Genomic DNA, 20,440 nt, shown 5'->3' with positions numbered 1-20,440 from the left:
AACCTCGGCGGCGCGTCGGCGGCCGGACCGCTTCGCCCCTAACCGACGACAATTAAAGCACAAATCCCTCAAAATCCCTTCTCGTCCCGGCCCATCTCGGATTTCTCAAACCTTATGTCCGTCAATACCCAGAAGCTGACGGCCGCTCTCCAGGATCGCCTCGGAATATTCGCCCTGCGGAGTCTCCGGCGCGGATTGATCCGACAGCAGCTCCGCGAAGCCGATCACCGCGTTCAGAGGCGTGCGCAGCTCGTGGCTCATGTTCGCGAGGAAACGCGTCTTGGCCGCGCTGCCCTCCTCGGCCAGAGCCTTCGCCTCGCGCAAGGCCTGCTCCGCCAGAACGCGGGCGGCGATCTCGCGGCGCAGCTCGGCGTTGACCATGCTCAGCGCGGCGGTGCGCTCGGCCACCAGAGCCTCCAGATGCGCGTTCATGCTGCGCAGCGCCAGAGCCGCCCGCCGACGCTCCAGCTGCGCCTCGATGCGCGCCACGGCCACCATCACCTCGACCGGCTTGGCCACGTAGTCGTTGGCGCCCGCGTTCAGCGTCTCGACGATGGTCTCCTGATCGGCCCGGGCCGTCACCATGATCACCGGCAGATCCGAACGCCCCCAGGAGCGCCGCAGGATCTTCAGGGCGTCCAGCCCGCTCATCTCGGGCATCATGTAGTCGAAGAGCGCCACGTCCGGCGGCGAGCGGTCGATCAGCGCCAGAGCCTCGGGACCGGAAGCCGCCTCGGCCACGGCGTAGCCGCGCCGACGAAGCCGACGCGCGAGCATGTCGCGGCTCTCGAAGGAGTCGTCCACCACCAGAAGCCGGGCGGGCGGAGCGGCGCCATGGGAGGCGAAAGCCGTCATGAGGCCCTCCGGGGCTGGAGATGGCGGGAATCAGGCCGCATCCTCGACCTCCGCAGATCCGGCGGCCTGGTCGGAAGCGCAAGGCTCCTCGCGAGACGCGGCGGCGTGATTGGCGGGCGCCAGCGGCAGGTCGATGGAGAAGACGCTCCCCACCCCCACGACGCTGCGCACATGGATGTCTCCGCCGAGCAGCCGCGCGAGCTTGCGGCTGATGGCGAGTCCGAGTCCGGCGCCCTCGTGCTTGCGGGCGCTGGAGCTGTCGAGCTGGGCGAAGGGCTGGAACAGCCCCTCGACCTGATGCGGCGACATGCCCGGCCCGGTGTCGCCGACCTCGAAGACCACGCGCGGCCCCGCGCCGGGGACGTAGCGCATGGAGATCCTCAGGCCGACTTCGCCGTTTTCGGTGAACTTCGCCGCGTTGCCGAGCAGATTCACGAGGCACTGGCGCAGGCGCGCCTCGTCGGTGACGAAGCCCCGGGGCTTCTCCAGCATCTCGACGGTCATGCGGTTGCCCTTGCGGGCCGCCAGAGGCGCAAGCGAGGTGGTCACGTCGCGGGCGAGCTCTCCGGCGTCCACCGGCGACCAGTTGACCCGCATGCGTCCGCCCTCGGCGGTGGTCATGTCGAGGATGCCGTTGATCATCTCGAGCAGCCCCTGGGCCGAGCTGCGGATGCGGTCGGCGTCGGGGAGCAGCTCGTGCGGCGAGGCGCCATGGCGCAGCTCCTCCTTGATGAGCTCGGCGTAGCCGATCACCGCGTTCAGAGGCGTGCGCAGCTCATGGCTCATCACCGCGAGGAACTGCGTCTTGGCGCGATTGGCCCGATTGGCGGAATCGCGCGCCGAAGCCAGTTCGCCGATGGCGGCGTCATAGGCGAGGTCGCGCCGCTCGATCTCGGCGATCATGGCGTTGAAGGCCTGGATGAGTTCGTCCACCTCGGCGTCGGGCGAGCGGTCGAGCCGGCTGGAGTAATCCTTCGTCTCGGCCAGACGCCGCATGGCCCGGCGCAATTCGCGCAGAGGCTCGCCCACCGTCGGCCAGAGCCAGGAGGCCGCCGCATAGGACAATCCGCTCGCCAGGGTCAGGATGATCGCCGCCATGATCAGATGGTTCTGGAACAGGCTGCGCGCCTCGACGCGCCGCGCCATCAGCCGCACCGAGCCCAGAACCTTCCCCGCAGGCGAGATCACCGGCGCGTAGAAGAGCACGCTGGGCCTGTGGTCGGGCGTGTCGGGGTCGCGCACGAAGCTGGAGAGGATCGTCCCGTCGGGCGCCGCCAGCTTGACGCTGTCCACGCCCGGCGCGCGGGCCATCATGGCGAAGGCGTCGTGCATCCGGGCGTCGGGGCGGGCGGTGATGCCCACCGCCGCCGTCAGCGCGAGGCTCTGGGCGAGGCGGTTGTGGTGGTCGCGGAAGGTCAGGTTGTGCGAGATGTAGTCGCGCAGGCTCATGGCCGTGGTCGCGGACAGCACCGCCAGAAGGCTGGCCAGCATGGCCACGCCGAGGATCTTCGTGCGGAAGGAGGATCGGCGTTTCGTCTTCATGAAGCGTCGTGCGGCGGCCAGACCCGCAGGACGGCGGGCGCGCGGAGAGGCTGCCTCGCATCCTTCCCCGTCCTCAGGGATAGGCCCAAAGCGTAAAGCAAGGGTTCCTCCCGGAGAAAGGCCGCAAGGCCGGGACCAGAAATGCGCCCCGATCCTCCCAAACCGTTTCGAGCCCCATTGACGCAACCCGCAGGGCGCCCGATTGTGAAGAAGTTCATAACGCTTTGGAAGAAAGCGGAGCGCGCCTCGCGCCCCTTTTCCGGCGGCGCACTTCGTCGGAACGCCCCGAGGCGGCGTCCGGCGGCATGGGGAGGACCAGATGCAACTCGACGCGCCGCGCCGCCGATTGGCGCAACACTCCATGGCCTACGTGCTCGCGGGCGGACGCGGCAGCCGCCTCAAGGAGCTGACCGACAATCGCGCCAAACCCGCCGTCTATTTCGGCGGCAAGAGCCGCATCGTCGATTTCGCGCTCTCCAACGCGGTGAACTCGGGCATCCGGCGGATCGGCGTGGCCACCCAATACAAGGCCCACAGCCTGATCCGGCACATCCAGCGCGGCTGGAGCGGCTTCGTCTCGGGCCGCAACGAATTCGTGGACATCCTGCCCGCCTCGCAGCGCGTCTCCGAGGAGAAATGGTATGCGGGCACCGCCGACGCCGTGACCCAGAACATCGACATCATCGATTCCTACGCGCCGCTCTATCTGGTGATCCTCGCGGGCGACCATATCTACAAGATGGACTACGAGATCATGCTCGAGCAGCATGTGGACACCGGCGCCGACGTCACCATCGGCTGTCTCGAAGTGCCGCGCATGGAGGCCGTCGGCTTCGGCGTGATGAAGGTCGACGACAAGGGCCGCATCCTCGATTTCGTCGAGAAGCCCGCCGATCCGCCCGGCACGCCGGAGAATCCCGAAGTGGCGCTGGCCAGCATGGGCATCTACGTCTTCTCCTGGCCCTTCCTGCGCGAGCTGCTGCTGAAGGACGCCGAAGACGCCGCCTCCAGCCATGATTTCGGCAAGGACCTGATCCCGGCCCTGGTGGCGGGCGGCAAGGCGGTGGCGCATCGCTTCGCGGAATCCTGCATCATGAGCGGCTCCGAGAAGGAGCCCTACTGGCGCGACGTCGGCACGGTGGACGCCTTCTGGCGCGCCAACATCGACCTGACCTCCATCGAACCGGAGCTGGACCTCTATCATCGCGACTGGCCGATCTGGACGCACACCGAAGTCACGCCTCCGGCGAAGTTCGTCCATGACGAGGCCAACGGGCGGCGCGGAGAAGCCGTCAGTTCGCTGGTCTCGGGCGGCTGCATCATCTCGGGCGGACGGGTGCGCAATTCGCTGCTCTTCACGCGCTGCCACATCCACAGCTGGGCGCAGCTCGAAGGCGTGGTGGCTCTGCCCGAAGTCGTCGTCCAGCGGCGCGCCCGGCTGCATGACGTGGTGATCGACCGGGGCGTGCAGATTCCCGAAGGCCTCGTGATCGGAGAGGACCCCGAAGAGGACGCCCGCTGGTGGCGGCGCACGGATACGGGGATCTGCCTCGTCACGCAACGGATGGTGGATCGCTGGAGCGCGGGGCGGTGATGGCGCGACAGGTTCTCTTCGTCGTCTCGGAATGCGCGCCGCTGGCCAAGACCGGCGGCCTCGCCGACGTGGCCGGCGCCCTGCCCAAGGCGCTCCGGCTTCTGGGCGTGGAGACGCGCGTCCTCATGCCCGCCTATCCGGGACTGCCCGAGCAGCTCGAAGGCGCGCGCAAGCTCTGGAGCGGCCAGCTCCATGGCGTGGAGGCGCAGGTGATCGGCGGCCGGGCCAGAGGGCTGGACCTGCTGCTGCTCGACGCCCCCAGCCTCTTCGCGCGGGCGGGCGGGATCTACGCCGGGCCCGACGGGCGCGACTGGGCCGACAACGCCCTGCGCTTCGCGGCTCTGGGCAAGGCGGCCGCCGAGATCGGCTTCGGCGCGCTCTCGGACGGCTGGCGGCCGGAGGTCGTCCACGCCCATGACTGGCAAGGGGCGCTGGCGCTGGCCTATCTCGATTTCGACGGGCGTCCGCGTCCGGCGACGGCGATCTCCATCCATAACGTCGCCTTCCAGGGCGTCTTCGACCGCGAGATCATGGCCCGCATCGGCCTGCCCGAGGCGCGCTTCACGCCGGACGACCTCGAATATTACGGCCGTCTGAGCTTCCTCAAGGCGGGGATCGTCCACGCCGACGCGGTGATGACCGTCAGCCCCGCCTACGCCCGCGAACTCACCACGCCGGAATTCGGCATGGGGCTGGAAGGCCTGATCCGCAGCCGCGAGGCCGATCTCTTCGGCATCCTCAACGGCGTGGATCTGGAGGAGTGGAACCCCGAGACGGACCCGCGTCTGCCGGAGCGCTATTCCGCCCGCAAGCTCAAGGGCAAGGCCGCCGCCACGCAGGCGCTCTGCGCCGAACTCGGCCTCGAACCGGAGACGGGCGGGCCGCTCTTCGTGGTGGTCAGCCGCCTGACCTGGCAGAAGGGCCTCGATCTGCTGCTCGGGGCCATGCCGAGGCTGCTCGGCCGGGGGGGCAGGCTGGCGCTGCTCGGCTCGGGGGAAAGCGAGCTGGAGCGCGCCTTCCGCGATCTCGCGGAGCGTCATCCGGGCAGGGTCGCGACGCGGATCGGCTATGACGAGGGCCTGTCGCACCGGCTCTTCGGCGGGGGCGATGCGGTGCTCGCGCCCTCGCGCTTCGAGCCCTGCGGCCTGACCCAGCTTTACGGCCTGCGCTACGGCGCCCTGCCGGTGGTGGCCCGCACGGGCGGCCTCTCGGATACGGTCATCGACGCCAACGACGCCGCCTTGCGGGCGGGCGTCGCCACGGGCTTCACCCATGACCCCAACTCCATGGAGGCGCTGGAGCTCGCCATAGGCCGCGCCTGCGACCTCTACGCCCGACCGGATCTCTGGACGCAGACGGTCCGGCGGGCCATGGGGCATCCGGTGGGCTGGACGGATTCCGCTCCCCTCTACGCCGCCCGTTACACGCGGCTCGTCGAAGGAGGCTTGCGCGGCGGATGACAGGAGATCGGGGGAAGCGGAGGAGAATGGAGCCGGGCGAACCGACGCGCCTCGGCGCCTGGGCCGATCCGGAAGGCGTGAGCTTCTCCCTCTTCGCCGCCGCCGCCGAACGGATCGAGCTTCAGCTCTTCGACGCCCGGGGCGCGGAGATCTGGCGCGGCGACCTGCCCGAACGCGACGGCGCGGTCTGGCATGGGCGTCTTCCCGGCGCGGCGCCGGGGATGCGCTACGGCTATCGGGCCCATGGGCCCTGGGCGCCCGAACGGGGCTTGCGGTTCAATCCGGCGAAGCTGCTGCTCGACCCCTACGCGCGGCGGCTGGACGGCGAGATCCGCTGGAACGACGCCGTTCACGGCCATGTCCGGGGCGGGCCGGAGGCGGATCTCCGGCGCGACGACCGCGACAGCGCGCCCTTCGTCCCCAGGGGCGTGATCCTCGCGCCGGAGGAGGAGCGCCCCGCGCCAGGCGAGCGCCCGCCGCTGCGGCCCTTCGCGGAGAGCGTGATCTACGAGGCCCATCTCAAGGGGCTGACGCAGCTTGATCCGGGGGTCGCGCCGCAGGTCCGGGGGAATTTCGAGGCCCTCGGAGATCCGCGGCTGATCGAGCGGCTGCTGAGGCTCGGCGTGACGGCGGTGGAGCTTCTGCCTGTGCAAAGCTTCCTCGACGACCGCTTTCTGGTCGAGAAGGGCCTCCGGAATTACTGGGGCTACAACAGCCTCGGCTTCTTCGCCCCCATGGAGCGTTACCTCGGGCCGGGCGGAGTCCCGGCGGCCAAGGCGGCGATCCGGGCGCTTCAGGCGGCGGGAATCGAGGTGATCCTCGACGTCGTCTACAATCACAGCGCGGAAAGCGACGAACTCGGCCCGACGCTGAGCTTCCGGGGCCTCGACAACGCCGCCTATTACCGGCTGAAGCCGGAGAATCCGCGCTTCTACCTCAACGACGCGGGCACCGGGAACACGCTGAACCTCGCGCATCCCTTCGTGACGCGGCTGGTGATGGATTCCCTGCGCCTCTGGGTCGAGGTCTGGGGCGTGGACGGCTTCCGCTTCGATCTGGCCACCACCCTCGCCCGCATGCCCGAGGGCTGGTCTCCGGATGCGCCCTTCCTGACGGCGCTGAGGCAGGATCCGGTCCTGAACCGCGTCCGGCTGATCGTCGAGCCCTGGGACGTCGGATGGGGCGGCTATCAGGTGGGGAGCTATCCGGTTCCTTTCGCCGAATGGAACGACCAGTTCCGCGACGAGACCCGCCGCTTCTGGCGCGGAGACGTCGGCGCGGCGCGTCTGGCGCCCCGGCTGCTCGGCTCGGCGGACATCTACGCGAGCCGCGGGCGGAGGCCTCAGGCGGCGGTGAACTTCGTCACGGCCCATGACGGCATCACCCTGGCGGATCTCACGCGCTACGGCGCCAAACGCAACCAGGCCAACGGCGAAGAGAACCGCGACGGCAATGGCGGGGAGATCAACCTCCTGATCGGCCCCGACGGCCCGACCCGAGACCCCGAACTCGAAGCCCGACGCAGGGCGCGGGCGCGGGCGCTCCTGGCGACGCTGCTGCTGTCGCAGGGGGTGCCGATGCTCCTCGCCGGAGACGAGATCCTCCGCAGCCAGCAGGGCAACAACAACGCCTATCCGCAGGACAACGCCCTCGGCTGGATCGACTGGAGCGCCGAGGATCAGGATCCCTCCATGGCGGATTTCATCGCCCGCCTGACCGCGCTCCGCCGCGAGACTCCCGCCTTGCGCCAGAAGCGCTTTCTCCATGGCGAGCCCCGCGCCAGGGATGGCGCGCCCAACGTCTCCTGGCTGCGCCCCGACGGCGCCGAACCCTCGCCCGAGGACTGGAACGCGCCGGAGTTCCGCGCCTTCGGCCTGATCCTCCGCGCGGAGGAAGGGCCGGACGCCGCCATTCTGATCAACGGCGCCGCCGGACCCGTCGCCTTCGCGCCTCTGGCGGGCGCCTGGCGGCGCGAGATCTCGACGGCCGACCCTGTTCCGCCCGATCCATGGCTTCTGGCCCCGGACTCCCTGACCCTCCTGCGTCTTCCCGAAAGCCCCGCCTCATGAGCCGCACCGCCCTCGACGCCCTTTGCGACTGGATCGGCCTGACGGATCGCTTCACCGATTCCACCGGGCTGGAGCATGTCGCGCCGGATGAGACGCGCCGCGCGATCCTCGCGGCTCTGGGGCTGGCGGCGGAGACCGAGGACGAAGCCCGCGACCGCCTCGCCGGGCTGGAGACGGCGGAGGCCTCGCGTCTGGCGCCGCCGACGCTGCTCGCTTCGGCCTACGCCCCCCTGACCCTGGATCCGCGCGTGCGGCGCTGGCGGATCCTCTGCGAAAGCGGAGAGCAGCGGCGCGGCGAAGGCGCGGTGCGGCCTTCGGGACTTCCGGTCGGGCGTCATGAGATTCTGCTTGAAGGCGCGGGCCGCGAGGATCGCGTCTGGCTGCTGGTTCCGCCGCCCGAAGGCGCGCCCTCGGTCAAGGCGCTGACGGGCCGCGCAAGGCTCTGGGGCGCGACGGGCGCGCTCTACGGCCTGCGTTCGGCGCGCGACGGCGGGCTCGGGGATTTCGCCGATCTGGGCCGCCTCGCCGAAATCCTCGCCGAGAAGGGCGCGAGCTTTCTCGGGATCAACCCGGTCCATATGCTGGGCTCCAGCGACGGCGGGCTTTTTGCGCCCTATTCCCCGAGCAGCCGCCGTGCGGTGAACGCCGCTCATGTCGCGCTTGATCTTCTGCCGGAATGGGCTTCCCTGCCCGAGGCCCTGAGGAACGCGCCGCCCCCCGCCTCGGGCGAGTTGATCGACTATCGCGCCGTCCATGCCTGGCGCGCGCCGCGCATGCTCGCGCTCTACAAGGCCTTCGCCGCCGAAGCCTCCGCAGAGCGCCGCCAGGCCTTCGCCGATTGGCGTCAGGCGCGCGGCGAGGCTCTGGAGCGCATGGCGCTTTACGAGGCCATCGCCGAGACTCACGGCCCTTCCTGGCCGACCTGGCCCGAGGCTCTGCGCCGCCCGGAATCGCCCGAGGCCCTCGCCTTCGCCCGCAGCCACGCCCATGTCGTTTCGCGCCAGGCCTTCTGGCTCTGGATCGCGGAGACCCAACTCGCCGAGGCTCAGGCGCGGGCGAAGGCGGCGGGCATGGCTCTGGGGCTTTATCTGGATCTCGCGGTGGGCGTGCGTCCCGACGGCGCGGAGACCTGGGCCGATCCTGACTCCTTCCTGCGCGGCGTCTCGCTGGGCGCCCCGCCCGACGCCCTCGGCCCGACGGGCCAGCGCTGGGGCCTCGCGCCTTTCGACCCTCTGCGCGCCCGCGCCACGGGCTACGCCGCCCTGACCGAGACGCTGCGGGCCTCCATGCGGGGGGCGGGCGTGCTGCGCATCGACCACATGATCGGCTACGACCGCAGCTTCTGGCTGCCGGAGGGCCTGCCCGGCGCCTATCTGCGCCAGCCCCTCGCGGAGCTTCTGGCGGTGGCGGCCATCGAGGCCCATCGGGCGCGCTGCGCCGTGGTGGGCGAGGATCTCGGCCTTCTGCCCGAGGGCCTGCGCGAGAGCCTCGCGGGGGCGGGGCTGATGGGCTACCGGCTGGCGCTCTTCGAGCGCGGCGAAACCATCCGGGGCGGCGAGTTCCTGCCGCCCGAGAGCTATCCGGAGGCGGCTCTCGCGGCCTTCTCGACCCATGACCTGCCGACCCTCGCGGGCTGGCGGCGGGGGCGCGAAATCGACTGGCGCGCAAAGCTCGGCGACATAACTCCAGAGGCCGCCGCCCTCATGCGCGAGGAGCGCGCCCATGAGCGCTGGCGCTTCGCGGAGGCCGTCGCGGCGCCGGAGCGGGTCCCGATCCTCGGCGAGGAGCCGGAAGGCCATGACCTCGAAGCGGCGGAGGGCGCCCATGGCTTCCTCGCGCGCACGCCCTGCGCTCTGGCGGCGGTCCAGCTTGAAGACCTGCTGTTGCAGATCGAACAACCCAATCTGCCCGGCGACGTGGACCGCCATCCGAACTGGCGCCGCCGCATCGCCGCGAGCCTCGAAGAGATCGCCGGAGCCCCCGGCGTGAATCAGGCCGCCGCCCTCATGGCTGCGGCCGGAAGATCCGGTCTTGAAACCGGACGTCCTGCGGAGGAGACCTGACATGACCGCCGTTCGCCGCGTTCCGACGCAGCCCGTCGAAGGGCAGAAGCCCGGCACCTCGGGCCTGCGCAAGAAGACCCGCGTCTTCATGACGCCGGGCTATCTGGAGAATTACGCCGAAGCCACGCTTCAGGCGGTGGGCGTCCGGGGCGCGACGCTGATCCTCGGCGGCGACGGGCGCTTCTTCAACGACAAGGCCGCTCAAGTTCTGCTCAAGATGTCGGCGGCCCATGGCGCGGCGCGCGTGATCGTCGGGCGCGGCGCGATCCTCTCGACGCCCGCCGCTTCGGCCCTGATCCGAGCGCGTGGGGCGCAGGGCGGCTTCATCATGTCGGCGAGCCATAACCCCGGCGGCCTCGACGAGGATTTCGGCCTCAAGTTCAACATGGCCAACGGCGGCCCCGCTCCGGAGAGCGTCACCGACGCCATCTTCGCCCGCACGAAGAGCCTTGCCGAATATCTCATCCTCGACGCCCCCGACGTGGATCTTGCGCGGCTCGGAGAAAGCCGCCTCGGGGAGATGGTCGTGGAGGTGGTCGATCCGGTGGAGACCTGGCGCGAAACCGTCGCGCCGCTCTTCGATTTCGAGGCGATCCGGGCCTTGTTCGCTTCGGGCTTCCGCATGCGCTTCGACGCCATGCACGCCGTCACCGGGCCTTACGCGAAGGCGATCCTCGAAGGCGACCTCGGGGCGCCCGCCGGGACGGTGATCAACGGCGAACCCTCGCCGGATTTCGGCGGCGGGCATCCGGATCCGAACCCCGTCTGGGCCAGGGCCCTGATGGAGGAGATGTACGGCCCCGAGGCTCCCGATTTCGGCGCCGCCTCCGACGGCGACGGCGACCGCAACATGATCGTGGGCCGGAGCTGCTACGTCTCGCCCTCCGACAGCCTCGCGGTTCTGGCGGCCAACGCGCCCCTCGCGCCGGGCTACGCCGAGGGTCTGGCGGGAGTCGCGCGCTCCATGCCGACCAGCCGCGCCGCCGACCGCGTCGCCGCCGCGCGGGGGATGAACTTCTTCGAGACTCCCACCGGCTGGAAGTTCTTCGGCAATCTGCTCGACGCCGGAAAGGTCACGCTCTGCGGCGAGGAAAGCGCCGGAACCGGCTCGGATCATGTCCGCGAGAAGGACGGGCTCTGGGCGGTGCTGCTCTGGCTGAACATCCTCGCAGCGCGGCGGCAATCGGTGGCGGAGATCCTGCAAGCCCATTGGCGCGAATTCGGCCGCGATTACTACACCCGCCATGATTACGAGGCCCTCGATTCCGCCCTCGCCGAGGGGATCATGAACGACCTGCGCGCCGCCCTGCCCTCCCTGCCGGGGAAGAGCTTCACCGGGCTCGCCGTCGAGAAGGCCGACGAATTCGCCTATCGCGATCCCGTGGACGGCTCCCTGACCGAGCGTCAGGGGATCCGGCTCCATTTCGCCGGAGACTCCCGCGCCGTGCTGCGGCTTTCGGGCACCGGCACCGAAGGCGCCACCCTGCGGATCTATCTGGAGCGTTTCGAGCCCGATCCGGCCCGCCAGAACCAGGACCCTCAGGAGGCCCTTGGGGATCTGGCCGCCGCCGTCGAGGCGCTGACCCATTTGCGCGAGATCTCCGGGCGCGAGGGCCCCGACGTCCGCACATGACGATTTGAAAAGGACGCCCTCCCCGCCGGGAGGGGACCGAGAGAGGAGAAGAGCCGATGACTCCGCAGGATCTGAGCCAGGGAAATCTGGTGGACAACGTCGCCTTTCTGCGCCGCGAGATCGACCGCCGCATGCGCTACGTGATCGGCTGCGAACCCGGACGCGCCACGCTCAACGACTGGCGCCTGGCGCTGGCCTTCTCGCTGCGCGACCGGATCGTGGATTCCTGGCTGGCCAGCCGTCGGCGCGTCCGCGAGGAAGGGCTCAAGCGGGTCTACTATCTCTCGATGGAGTTCCTGATCGGGCGTCTGATCTCGGACGCGATCACCAACCTGGGCCTTGAAGACGCCTCGCGTCAGGCCCTCGCCAGCTTCGGGCAGGATTACGACGCCGTCGTCGCCGAAGAGCCCGACGCGGCTCTGGGCAACGGCGGCCTCGGGCGTCTGGCGGCCTGCTTCCTCGAAAGCATGGCGACCATCGGCCTTCCGGCCATCGGCTACGGCGTGCGCTACGACCACGGCCTCTTCCGCCAGAGCTTCCGCGACGGCTGGCAGATCGAATCCCCCGAGGACTGGCTCAAGCGGCGCAATCCCTGGGAGTTCGAGCGTCCGGAGGACAATCAGGTCATCGGCTTCGGCGGCGAGATGCGCGAAGACGCCTCGGGCCGGGCCGTCTGGACGCCCGGCGAAACGGTGATGGCCGCCGCCTACGACACGCCCATCGTCGGGTGGAAGGCCCGCTGGACCGACACGCTCCGGCTCTGGGCGGCCAAGCCGACGCGCATCTTCGATCTGGAGCGCTTCAACCGCGGCGACTTCCTCGGCGCCGCCGAACAGGCCAGCCTCGCGCAGACGCTCTCCCGGGTGCTCTACCCCGACGACACCACCGAGCATGGCCGCGAGCTGCGTCTGAAGCAGGAGTATTTCTTCACCGCCGCCTCGGTGCGCGACATCCTCGCCCGCTTCCGCGACGAACATGGCGACGACCTGCGCAAGCTGCCGCAGAAGGTGGCCATCCAGCTCAACGACACCCACCCGACCATCGCCGCGCCGGAGCTGGTGCGCATCCTCGTGGACGAGAACGGCTTCGAGGTGGACGAAGCCATCGAGACCGCCCGGGGCGTGCTGAACTACACCAACCACACCCTCCTCCCGGAGGCTCTGGAGCGCTGGTCCACGAGCCTGATGTGGCGCGTGCTGCCGCGTCACATGCGCCTGATCGAGCGCATCGACGACTGGCACATCCGTCAGAACCGCGCCGCCGGGCGCGACCGTCCGCCCTCGACCTGGCTGATCGACCAGGGCGAGACGCGCATGGGCAATCTGGCCTTCGTGATGGCGAACAAGGTCAACGGCGTCTCGGCGCTGCATACGGACCTGATGAAGAAGACCGTGTTCCACGACTTCCATCAGCTCCACCCCGACCGCATCGTCAACCAGACCAACGGCGTGACGCCCCGTCGCTGGCTCTACGCCTGCAATCCGCCGCTGCGCAAGCTGCTGCTGGAGACCATCGGCGAAGGCTGGACGGAGGACCTCGGCAGGCTGGAGGATCTGGAGCCCCATCTCAAGGACTCCGGCTTCCTGGAGAAATTCGCCGCCGCCAAGCGCGAGAACAAGGTCCGGCTGTCGAACTGGCTGAAGGCCCGCACTGGCGTCGAGGCCGATCCGGACGCGCTCTTCGACGTGCAGATCAAGCGCATCCATGAATACAAGCGCCAGCATCTGAACCTGCTGGAGACCATCGCCCACTGGAACGCCATCCGGCGCGAGCCCGACCGCGATTGGGTTCCGCGCGTCCGGATCTTCGGCGGCAAGGCGGCGCCGGGCTATGCTCTGGCCAAGCAGATCATCAAGCTGATCAACGACGTGGCGAAAGTCATCAACGCCGATCCGCTCATGAAGGGGCGGCTCGTCATCGCCTATCCGGAGAATTACAACGTCTCCGCCGCCGAGGTGATCATCCCCGCCGCCGATCTTTCGGAACAGATCTCCACGGCGGGCAAGGAGGCTTCCGGCACCGGCAACATGAAGTTCGCCATGAACGGCGCCCCCACCATCGGCACGCTGGACGGCGCGAACGTCGAGATCCGCGATCTGGTCGGGGCGGAGAACTTCTTCCTCTTCGGCCTCACCGCGGAAGGGGCCGTCGAGGCGCGCAGGCGTCCCGATCATGCGGCGGCGGCCCTCGCGGCCAGCCCGGCGCTCCGGGAGGCCGTCGACCAGATCGCTTCGGGAGTCTTCTCTCCGGACGATCACCACCGCTTCGCCTCCATCGCCGAGAACCTGCGGCGCTACGACTATTTCCTCGTCTGCTCGGATTTCGACGATTACGCCGCCGCTCAGCGCCGCGTGGACGAGGCCTACCGCAAGCCGCAGGAATGGGCGCGCCTCGCCGCGACCAACACCGCGCGCGTGGGCTGGTTCTCTTCGGACCGCACCATCCGCAGCTACGCCCGGGAAGTCTGGACGGCCGACACCGCCTTCTGAGACGCCCAGGACATCCGCCGCGTCCCCGCAAGCCGGGGGCGCGGCCCGCCAGAACAATCAGGGGAGGGAGACGAGATGACCGCAGAAGACAAGCCCGAGGCGAAGACCTCCGGACGCCGTCCCGCCCGCGCCGCCGCGCCCGAAGCCAAGGCGAAGAAGCAGGCGAAGAAGCCCGCCGAGGCCGCAGCGAAAAAAACTCAGGTCAAAGCGGCGAAGGCGCCTGAAGAAACGCCCGTCAAGGCGGCCAAGAAGGCGAAGCCCGCCTCCGCCGAAATCAAGGGGCGCAAGACGAAGCCCGCCGAACCGCCTTCCGCGTTTCCGCCCCCTCTCTCGACGCCCGAGGCCCGCGCCCTGGTCGAGGGCCGCCACGCCGATCCCTTCGCGGCTCTGGGGGCGCATCCGGTCGAGGGCGGCTGGCGGATCCGCGTCTTCGAGCCGGGAGCCGAAAGCCTCGAAGCCCTTGCGCCCGAGAGCGGCGAAGTCCTGCTCGCCCTGACGCCCCATCCCGAGGCGCCGGGGCTGTTCGAAGGCTTCTGGCCTCAGGCCGGACGTCCCGCCTATCGCCTGCGCGCCCGCCGCAGGACCGAAGCCGGCGTCGAGGTCTGGAGCTTCGAGGACGCCTATCGCTTCGCGCCTCTTCTGGGCGCATGGGACGAACATTTCTTCTCCGAGGGCGCCCATTGGCGGCTCTGGGAGGTTCTGGGCGGCCGCCCGACCGAACATGAAGGCGTGAAGGGCGCGCGTTTCGCCGTCTGGGCGCCTTCGGCGAAACGGGTCTCGGTGGTGGGGGGCTTCAACCTCTGGGACGGTCGGCGCCATCTCATGCGGCCGCGCGGCTCGACGGGAATCTGGGAGATCTTCGTTCCCGGCGTCGAGCCCGGCGCAGCCTATAAATACGAGGTCGTCGGGCCGGACGAAGCCCTGCGCCTCAAGGCCGATCCGGTGGGGCTGCAAGCCCAGATGCGTCCCGAAACGGCTTCGATCCTCGCGGCGCCCTCGCGCCACGCCTGGAAGGACGCCCCCTGGCTGGCTCGCCGTGAAGCCGCCCAGGCTCTGGACGCCCCGATCTCGATCTATGAGGTCCATCTCGGATCCTGGCGGCGGAATCTGGAGGAGGGCGGCCGCTCCCTGACCTATCCGGAGCACGCCCGCCAGCTGGTCGGCTATGCGAAGGAGATGGGCTTCACCCATATCGAGCTTCTGCCGATCACCGAACATCCCTTCGACGGCTCATGGGGCTATCAGCCCATCGGGCTTTACGCCCCGACCTCGCGGTATGGGACGCCTGACGAATTCCGCGCCTTCGTCGAGGCCTGCCATGAGGCGGATCTCGGGGTGATCCTCGATTGGGTGCCCGCCCATTTCCCTACCGACGCCCATGGCCTCGCGCGTTTCGACGGCACCGCCCTTTACGAACACGCCGATCCCCGCGAGGGCTATCACCTCGACTGGAACACCTACATCTACAACTTCGGGCGGCGCGAGGTGGCGAACTTCCTGATCGCCAACGCGCTCTACTGGCTGGACGAGATGCATCTCGACGGGCTGCGCGTGGACGCCGTGGCCTCGATGCTCTATCGCGACTACTCGCGCCCGGCGGGGGGCTGGACGCCCAACGTCCAGGGCGGCCGCGAGAATCTGGAGGCCGTCGCCTTCCTCAAGCGGCTGAACGAAACCGTCTACGGCCGCCTCCCCGGCGCGACCACCATGGCCGAGGAATCCACCTCCTGGCCGATGGTCTCGCGCCCCGTCTCGATGGGAGGGCTCGGCTTCGGCTACAAATGGAACATGGGCTGGATGCATGACACGCTCAGCTACATGTCGCGCGATCCGGTCCACCGGAAGCATCATCATCACCAGATGACCTTCGGGATGATGTACGCCTTTTCGGAAAACTTCATCCTGCCCCTGAGCCATGACGAGGTCGTCCATGGCAAGGGCTCGCTGCTGAGCCGGATGCCCGGCGAAGGCCTGACGCAATTCGACAATCTGCGGGCCTGCTTCGCCTTCATGTGGGCGCATCCGGGCAAGAAACTGCTCTTCATGGGCGGCGAATTCGCCCAGCGCAGGGAATGGAACGCGGATCAGTCCCTCGACTGGCATCTGCTGGCGGCTCCGGCTCACGAGGGGGTGCGGCGTCTGGTGCGGGATCTGAATCTCGTCTACCGCGCCACGCCCGCGCTCTACGAGCGCGATTGCGAGGAAGGCGGATTCCGCTGGATCCAGGCCGACCGCGCCGAGGAATCCGTCTACGCCTTCCAGCGCTGGGCCAGAGACGGCGGCTCCGCCGTCGGGGTCTTCAACTTCACCCCCGTCGAGCGCCCCGAATGGCGTCTGGGCGTGGATGGTCCGGGGCGCTGGGAGACCGTGATCGACAGCGACAATCCCGTCTACGAAGGCCATGGACGCGGCCCGGCGCGCTTCATCGTCTCGGAGCCCATCCCCGCCGACGGGCGGCCCTGGTCTCTGAAGCTGCGTCTGGCGGGACTTTCGGGCGCGATCCTGCGGCAGGTGGGCTGAGGGCTCTTGAAGCGGGCGCCCGCCGCCCCGACATGCCCGGAAGGCGCCTGAGGACCGCGCCTTCCGGATAGGAGATTCCATCATGCGGCTCTGGGCTCGGCTTCTTCTGGCGGGCGGCCTGACCTTCGCGTCCTGGCGCTCGGTGCGGCGACCGGATGCGGGCCCCGTCGGCAACGACGAGGTTCCCGAACCCCTGAAGCCCGTGGATCTCGGGCGCTATCTGGGCCTCTGGCACGAGATCGCCCGCTACGAGAACGGCTTTCAGCGCGACATGGAGGCCGTCACCGCGCATTACAGCCTCAAGCCGAGCGGCAAGGTCAAGGTGGTGAATTCGGGGCGTCAGGGCGGACTCGACGGGCCGCCGAAAAGCGCCGTCGGACGCGCCTATGTCGTCAGGAGCGCCAGGGGCCTGAACAACAAGCTGCGCGTCTCCTTCTTCGGCCCCTTCTTCGGGAATTACTGGGTGCTCGACCGGGCGGAGGATTACGGCTGGTCCATCGTCGGCGAGCCTTCGGGGCGTTTCCTCTGGCTGCTCTGCCGCCAGCCGCGCCCCGACGCCGCCACGCGCGAGATCCTGCTGAATCGCGCTCAGGCTCTGGGCTACGACGTCTCGATGTTGCGCTTCACGAAACACCCGCGCGCAGCCGCCCGAGGGGAAGGAGCCCGGAAAACTCCGCGACCTGAAGATCCGGGGATTCCGTCGGCTCGCCCTGCGTGAAGAAGCTCTGCGAGAGGACGACCTTCAGCCCCGCCCTCTTCGCCGCGAGGACGCCGTTGCGGGAATCCTCCAGCGCGAGGCAGGCCTCCGCAGGCAGCCCGAGCCGCTCCAGCGCGAGAAGATAGACGTCCGGCGCGGGCTTCTTGGCCGCGACCATGTCCCCCGCCGCCACGACCTCGAAGACCGCCTCCATGGGCGCGCCGAAGAGCGTCGGACAAAGCGCCGCGACGTTCTCGGGCGAGGTGGTGGTCGCCACCGCCAAGCGGACGCCCTCGCGGCGGGCTTCGGAGATGATCTCGCGGATTCCGGCGCGCGCCCGCAGGCCGCCTCCCGCGACGATCTCCGTGAAGAGGCGCGTCTTGGCCCGATGCAGATCCGCGATGGGCCAGGCCGCCGGATCTCCGCCCTGCTCCCGGACATGGCGCGCCATGCGCTCCTTGCCGCCGGTGGTGGTCAGCAGGGCGCGGTAATCTTCGGGACTCCAGCGCCAGTCCAGACCCGCCGCCGCGAAGGCCAGATTGAAGGCCTGAAGATGGGCCTGCTCGGTCTCGGCGAGGGTTCCATCCACGTCGAAGATCAGGGCTTGCGGCCAGTTCATGACCCGCCCTCCGGCGCGCCGATCTTCAGGCCGCCCGTGAACACCCGGCTGACGGAGATGTCTTCCGGCAGGATGGTCGAGAGGTCCTCCGCGCTGACGGGGGCGTCGCGGCTGAAGAGCCGGTTGGCCTGACGCAGGCGCGCGCGGTCGAGGGCGTTGCGGATCGAACGGGCGTTGGCGAAATGCGGCTGGGCGCGACGGATCGAGATGTAGCGGGTCATCACCTCGCGGGCTTCAGGCGAGAAGCCGTAGCCCTGGCCGTCCAGCATGGAGTCCGCGATGCGGAGCAATTCGCCGTCTTCGTAATCGGGGAAGTCGATGTGATGGGCCACCCGCGAGCGGAAGCCCGGATTGGCCTGAAAGAAGCGGTCCATGCGGTCGGCGTATCCGGCGAGGATCACCACGAGGTCGTCGCGGTTGTTCTCCATCACCTGGAGCAGGATCTCGATGGCCTCCTGACCGTAATCGCGTTCGTTGTCGGGCTTGTAGAGATAATAGGCCTCGTCGATGAAGAGCACGCCGCCCATGGCCTTCTTGAGGATCTCCTTGGTCTTGGGCGCGGTGTGGCCGATGTATTGCCCGACCAGATCGTCGCGCGTGACGCTGATCAGATGCCCCTTGCGCACATAGCCGAGCCGATGCAGCAGACCCGCCATCTTCAGCGCGACGGTGGTCTTGCCGGTGCCGGGATTCCCCGTGAAGGACATGTGCAGCGTGGGCGTCTCCTGCGAGAGCCCGAGGCTGCGTCGGGCGCGATCCACCAGCAGGAGCGCGGCGGTCTCGCGGATGCGCTGCTTCACCGGCGCGAGGCCGATCAGTTCGCGGTCCAGCTCCTCCAGCACCTCGCGCACGCCGGAGGTCTCGTATTCGGCCCGCAGATCGACGGTCCGGGAGGAAGCTTCGGCGGTCGGATGGTCGGTCATGGGGCGGCCCTCGATCTGTCGTCTGGTCGCGTCTTCACACGGAGGAAAGCCGGGCGACGGGGGAAGCCGCCCGGCTTTCCCACCCTCAGGCCAGCTGGACGGTGTGGGTGTAGCGGATGGAGCGTCCGTCGACCTCGGTGCGGGTCATGCGGATGGTCGGCTCGATCTTCGGGCGGTTGACGATGAAGCTCATGGTCACCGTCTCGAAGCCGCGGGTCGAGTCGAAGGCGTTGATGCGGATGTAGCGGTCGGGGAAGGCCTTGCGGCAGGCCTCCAGCTCCATCATGGCGCCCTTGGCGTCGCGCAGATCGAACATCGGATGGCCGAACATCTCCCAGTAGGTGTTGCGGGGATGGGGGTCGTCCGTGTGCTCGACGCCGATGGCCCAGCCCTGGCCCAGGCAATATTCGATCTGGGCGGTGATCTGCTCGTCGGTCAGATCGGGCAGGAAGGAGAAGCAACCCTGAGTGACGCGCATAGTTGGTTCTCCTTCAGGAGACGCTGGGGGTGGGGGCGAAGTCGGAGCTGTCGGTGGAGGCGTAGTTGAAGGTGATGTCGCCCCAGGTGTCCAAGGCGGCCTCCAGCGGCTTGCACCATTTGGCGGCGGCGCGCAGGATCTCCGGGCCTTCGTTGGCGATGTCGCGGCCTTCGTTGCGGGCGAGGGTCATGGCCTCCAGAGCCACGCGGTTGGCCGTGGCGCCGGCCTGAATGCCCATCGGATGGCCGATGGTGCCGCCGCCGAACTGCAGCACCACGTCGTCGCCGAAGAGATGCAGAAGCTGATGCATCTGGCCCGCATGGATGCCGCCCGAAGCCACGGGCATCACCTTGCGGATGTCGGCCCAATCCTGCTCGAAGAAGAGTCCGCGCTGGAGATCGACCTCGTTCTTCATCTCGCGGCAGACGTTGTAATAGCCTTGCACCGTCATCGGGTCGCCTTCCAGCTTGCCGACCGCCGTGCCGGTGTGCAGATGGTCCACGCCCGCCAGACGCAGCCATTTCGCGATGACGCGGAAGCTGATCCCGTGGTTCTTCTGACGCGTGTAGGTGCCATGTCCGGCGCGATGCATGTGCAGGATCATGTCGTTCTGGCGCGCCCATTCGGAGATCGACTGCGTGGCCGTCCAGCCGATGATGAGGTCCACCATCACGATCACCGAGCCGAGTTCTTTGGCGAATTCGGCGCGACGATACATCTCCTCCATGGTTCCGGCGGTGATGTTGAGGTAATGGCCCTTGACCTCGCCGGTTTCGGCGCTGGCCTTGTTGACGGCCTCCATGCAGTAGAGGAAGCGGTCGCGCCAGTGCATGAAGGGCTGGGAGTTGATGTTCTCGTCGTCCTTCATGAAGTCGAGGCCGCCCCGGAGCCCTTCGTAGACCACGCGGCCGTAGTTCTTGCCCGAAAGCCCGAGCTTCGGCTTGGTGGTGGCCCCGAGCAGGGCGCGGCCGAACTTGTCGAGCCGCTCGCGCTCGACGACGATTCCCGTCGGCGGGCCCTTGAAGGTCTTCACATAGGCGGCGGGAAGGCGCATGTCCTCCAGACGGGCGGCCTTCAGCGGCTTGAAGCTGAAGACGTTGCCGATGATCGAGGCCGTCAGGTTGGCGATGGAGCCCTCTTCGAAGAGGATCAGGTCATAGGCGATCCAGGCGAAATACTGGCCCGGATTGTTCGGCACCGGCTCCACGCGATAGGCCTTGGCGCGATACTGGTCCGAGGCGGTGAGGCGGTCGGTCCAGACCACGGTCCAGGTGGCGGTCGAGCTTTCGCCCGCCACGGCGGCGGCGGCCTCGACGGGGTCCACGCCCTCCTGAGGGGTGATCCGGAAGAGCGCCAGCAGATCGGTGTCCTTGGGTTCGTAATCGCCGTTCCAGTAGCCCATCTGGGCGTATTTCAGCACGCCGGCCTTGTAGCGCTCCTTGCCGCGCAATTCCTTGCTGTCGGACACGGGGGTGTCGGCCATGGGGATTTCCTCCTG

Annotated in this window: 14 protein-coding genes; 8 read left to right on the top strand and 6 right to left on the bottom strand. The window is 68.8% G+C overall.

The genetic code is table 11. The features are described 5' to 3' along the window. Positions 1–105: 105 nt before the first annotated feature. Both PHN62_RS09035 and PHN62_RS09030 read right to left on the bottom strand, forming a co-directional pair. Positions 106–855, bottom strand: coding sequence for a response regulator (locus PHN62_RS09035; protein WP_300149301.1), 750 nt, complete (start codon positions 853–855; stop codon positions 106–108). Between the two features lie 30 nt (positions 856–885). Continuing rightward, positions 886–2,397, bottom strand: coding sequence for an ATP-binding protein (locus PHN62_RS09030; RefSeq protein WP_300149298.1), 1,512 nt, complete (start codon positions 2,395–2,397; stop codon positions 886–888). A gap of 319 nt (positions 2,398–2,716) precedes the next feature. On the opposite strand from PHN62_RS09030, the gene glgC reads away from it, so the two are divergent. The 8 genes from glgC to PHN62_RS08990 all read left to right on the top strand — a co-directional run bounded on the left by glgC (position 2,717) and on the right by PHN62_RS08990 (position 16,943). Next, a complete protein-coding gene (gene glgC, locus PHN62_RS09025) occupies positions 2,717–3,991 on the top strand; it encodes a glucose-1-phosphate adenylyltransferase (protein WP_300149296.1) in 1,275 nt (424 codons plus the stop codon). Continuing rightward, entirely contained in the window at positions 3,991–5,451 is a 1,461-nt protein-coding gene (glgA, locus tag PHN62_RS09020) for a glycogen synthase GlgA (protein WP_300149293.1), read from the top strand. Before glgC ends, glgA begins: the two co-directional genes overlap by 1 nt. Before the next feature lie 26 nt (positions 5,452–5,477). Beyond that, positions 5,478–7,520 carry a glycogen debranching protein GlgX gene (gene glgX / locus PHN62_RS09015; RefSeq protein ID WP_300149290.1) on the top strand — a complete coding sequence of 681 codons (2,043 nt, stop codon included), beginning with the start codon at positions 5,478–5,480 and terminating at the stop codon, positions 7,518–7,520. Continuing rightward, positions 7,517–9,583 (top strand): 4-alpha-glucanotransferase, encoded by a 2,067-nt coding sequence (gene malQ, locus PHN62_RS09010; RefSeq protein ID WP_300149288.1) that lies wholly within the window; start codon positions 7,517–7,519, stop codon positions 9,581–9,583. The genes glgX and malQ overlap by 4 nt, the downstream gene beginning before the upstream one ends. Position 9,584: 1 nt before the next feature. Continuing rightward, positions 9,585–11,216 (top strand): alpha-D-glucose phosphate-specific phosphoglucomutase, encoded by a 1,632-nt coding sequence (locus PHN62_RS09005; RefSeq protein ID WP_300149286.1) that lies wholly within the window; start codon positions 9,585–9,587, stop codon positions 11,214–11,216. 56 nt (positions 11,217–11,272) lie between these two features. Continuing rightward, a complete protein-coding gene (locus PHN62_RS09000; protein WP_300149285.1) occupies positions 11,273–13,705 on the top strand; it encodes a glycogen/starch/alpha-glucan phosphorylase in 2,433 nt (810 codons plus the stop codon). 75 nt (positions 13,706–13,780) lie between these two features. Then, positions 13,781–16,225, top strand: coding sequence for a 1,4-alpha-glucan branching protein GlgB (glgB, locus tag PHN62_RS08995; RefSeq protein WP_300149284.1), 2,445 nt, complete (start codon positions 13,781–13,783; stop codon positions 16,223–16,225). Positions 16,226–16,307: 82 nt separating this feature from the next. After that, positions 16,308–16,943 carry a lipocalin family protein gene (locus PHN62_RS08990; protein ID WP_300149282.1) on the top strand — a complete coding sequence of 212 codons (636 nt, stop codon included), beginning with the start codon at positions 16,308–16,310 and terminating at the stop codon, positions 16,941–16,943. Here PHN62_RS08990 and PHN62_RS08985 read toward each other — a convergent pair. The 4 genes from PHN62_RS08985 to PHN62_RS08970 all read right to left on the bottom strand — a co-directional run bounded on the left by PHN62_RS08985 (position 16,849) and on the right by PHN62_RS08970 (position 20,425). Further along, positions 16,849–17,541 (bottom strand): HAD-IA family hydrolase, encoded by a 693-nt coding sequence (locus PHN62_RS08985; protein WP_300149280.1) that lies wholly within the window; start codon positions 17,539–17,541, stop codon positions 16,849–16,851. The genes PHN62_RS08990 and PHN62_RS08985 overlap by 95 nt on opposite strands. Continuing rightward, the gene (gene cbbX / locus PHN62_RS08980) at positions 17,538–18,464 is read right to left on the bottom strand and encodes a CbbX protein (RefSeq protein ID WP_300149278.1); all 927 of its coding nucleotides are present in this window, start codon (positions 18,462–18,464) and stop codon (positions 17,538–17,540) included. The genes PHN62_RS08985 and cbbX overlap by 4 nt, the downstream gene beginning before the upstream one ends. Before the next feature lie 85 nt (positions 18,465–18,549). After that, positions 18,550–18,942 (bottom strand): ribulose bisphosphate carboxylase small subunit, encoded by a 393-nt coding sequence (locus PHN62_RS08975; protein ID WP_300149276.1) that lies wholly within the window; start codon positions 18,940–18,942, stop codon positions 18,550–18,552. A 13-nt stretch (positions 18,943–18,955) separates the two neighbouring features. Further along, a complete protein-coding gene (locus tag PHN62_RS08970) occupies positions 18,956–20,425 on the bottom strand; it encodes a form I ribulose bisphosphate carboxylase large subunit (protein ID WP_300149274.1) in 1,470 nt (489 codons plus the stop codon). Between the last annotated feature and the right edge of the window lie 15 nt (positions 20,426–20,440).

The sequence above is a fragment of the Neomegalonema sp. genome, assembly GCF_028688855.1.
Taxonomy (GTDB): domain Bacteria; phylum Pseudomonadota; class Alphaproteobacteria; order Rhodobacterales; family Rhodobacteraceae; genus Neomegalonema.
Note: the sequence above shows the minus strand (reverse complement) of the source record. Positions and strands in the feature narration are given on the sequence as shown.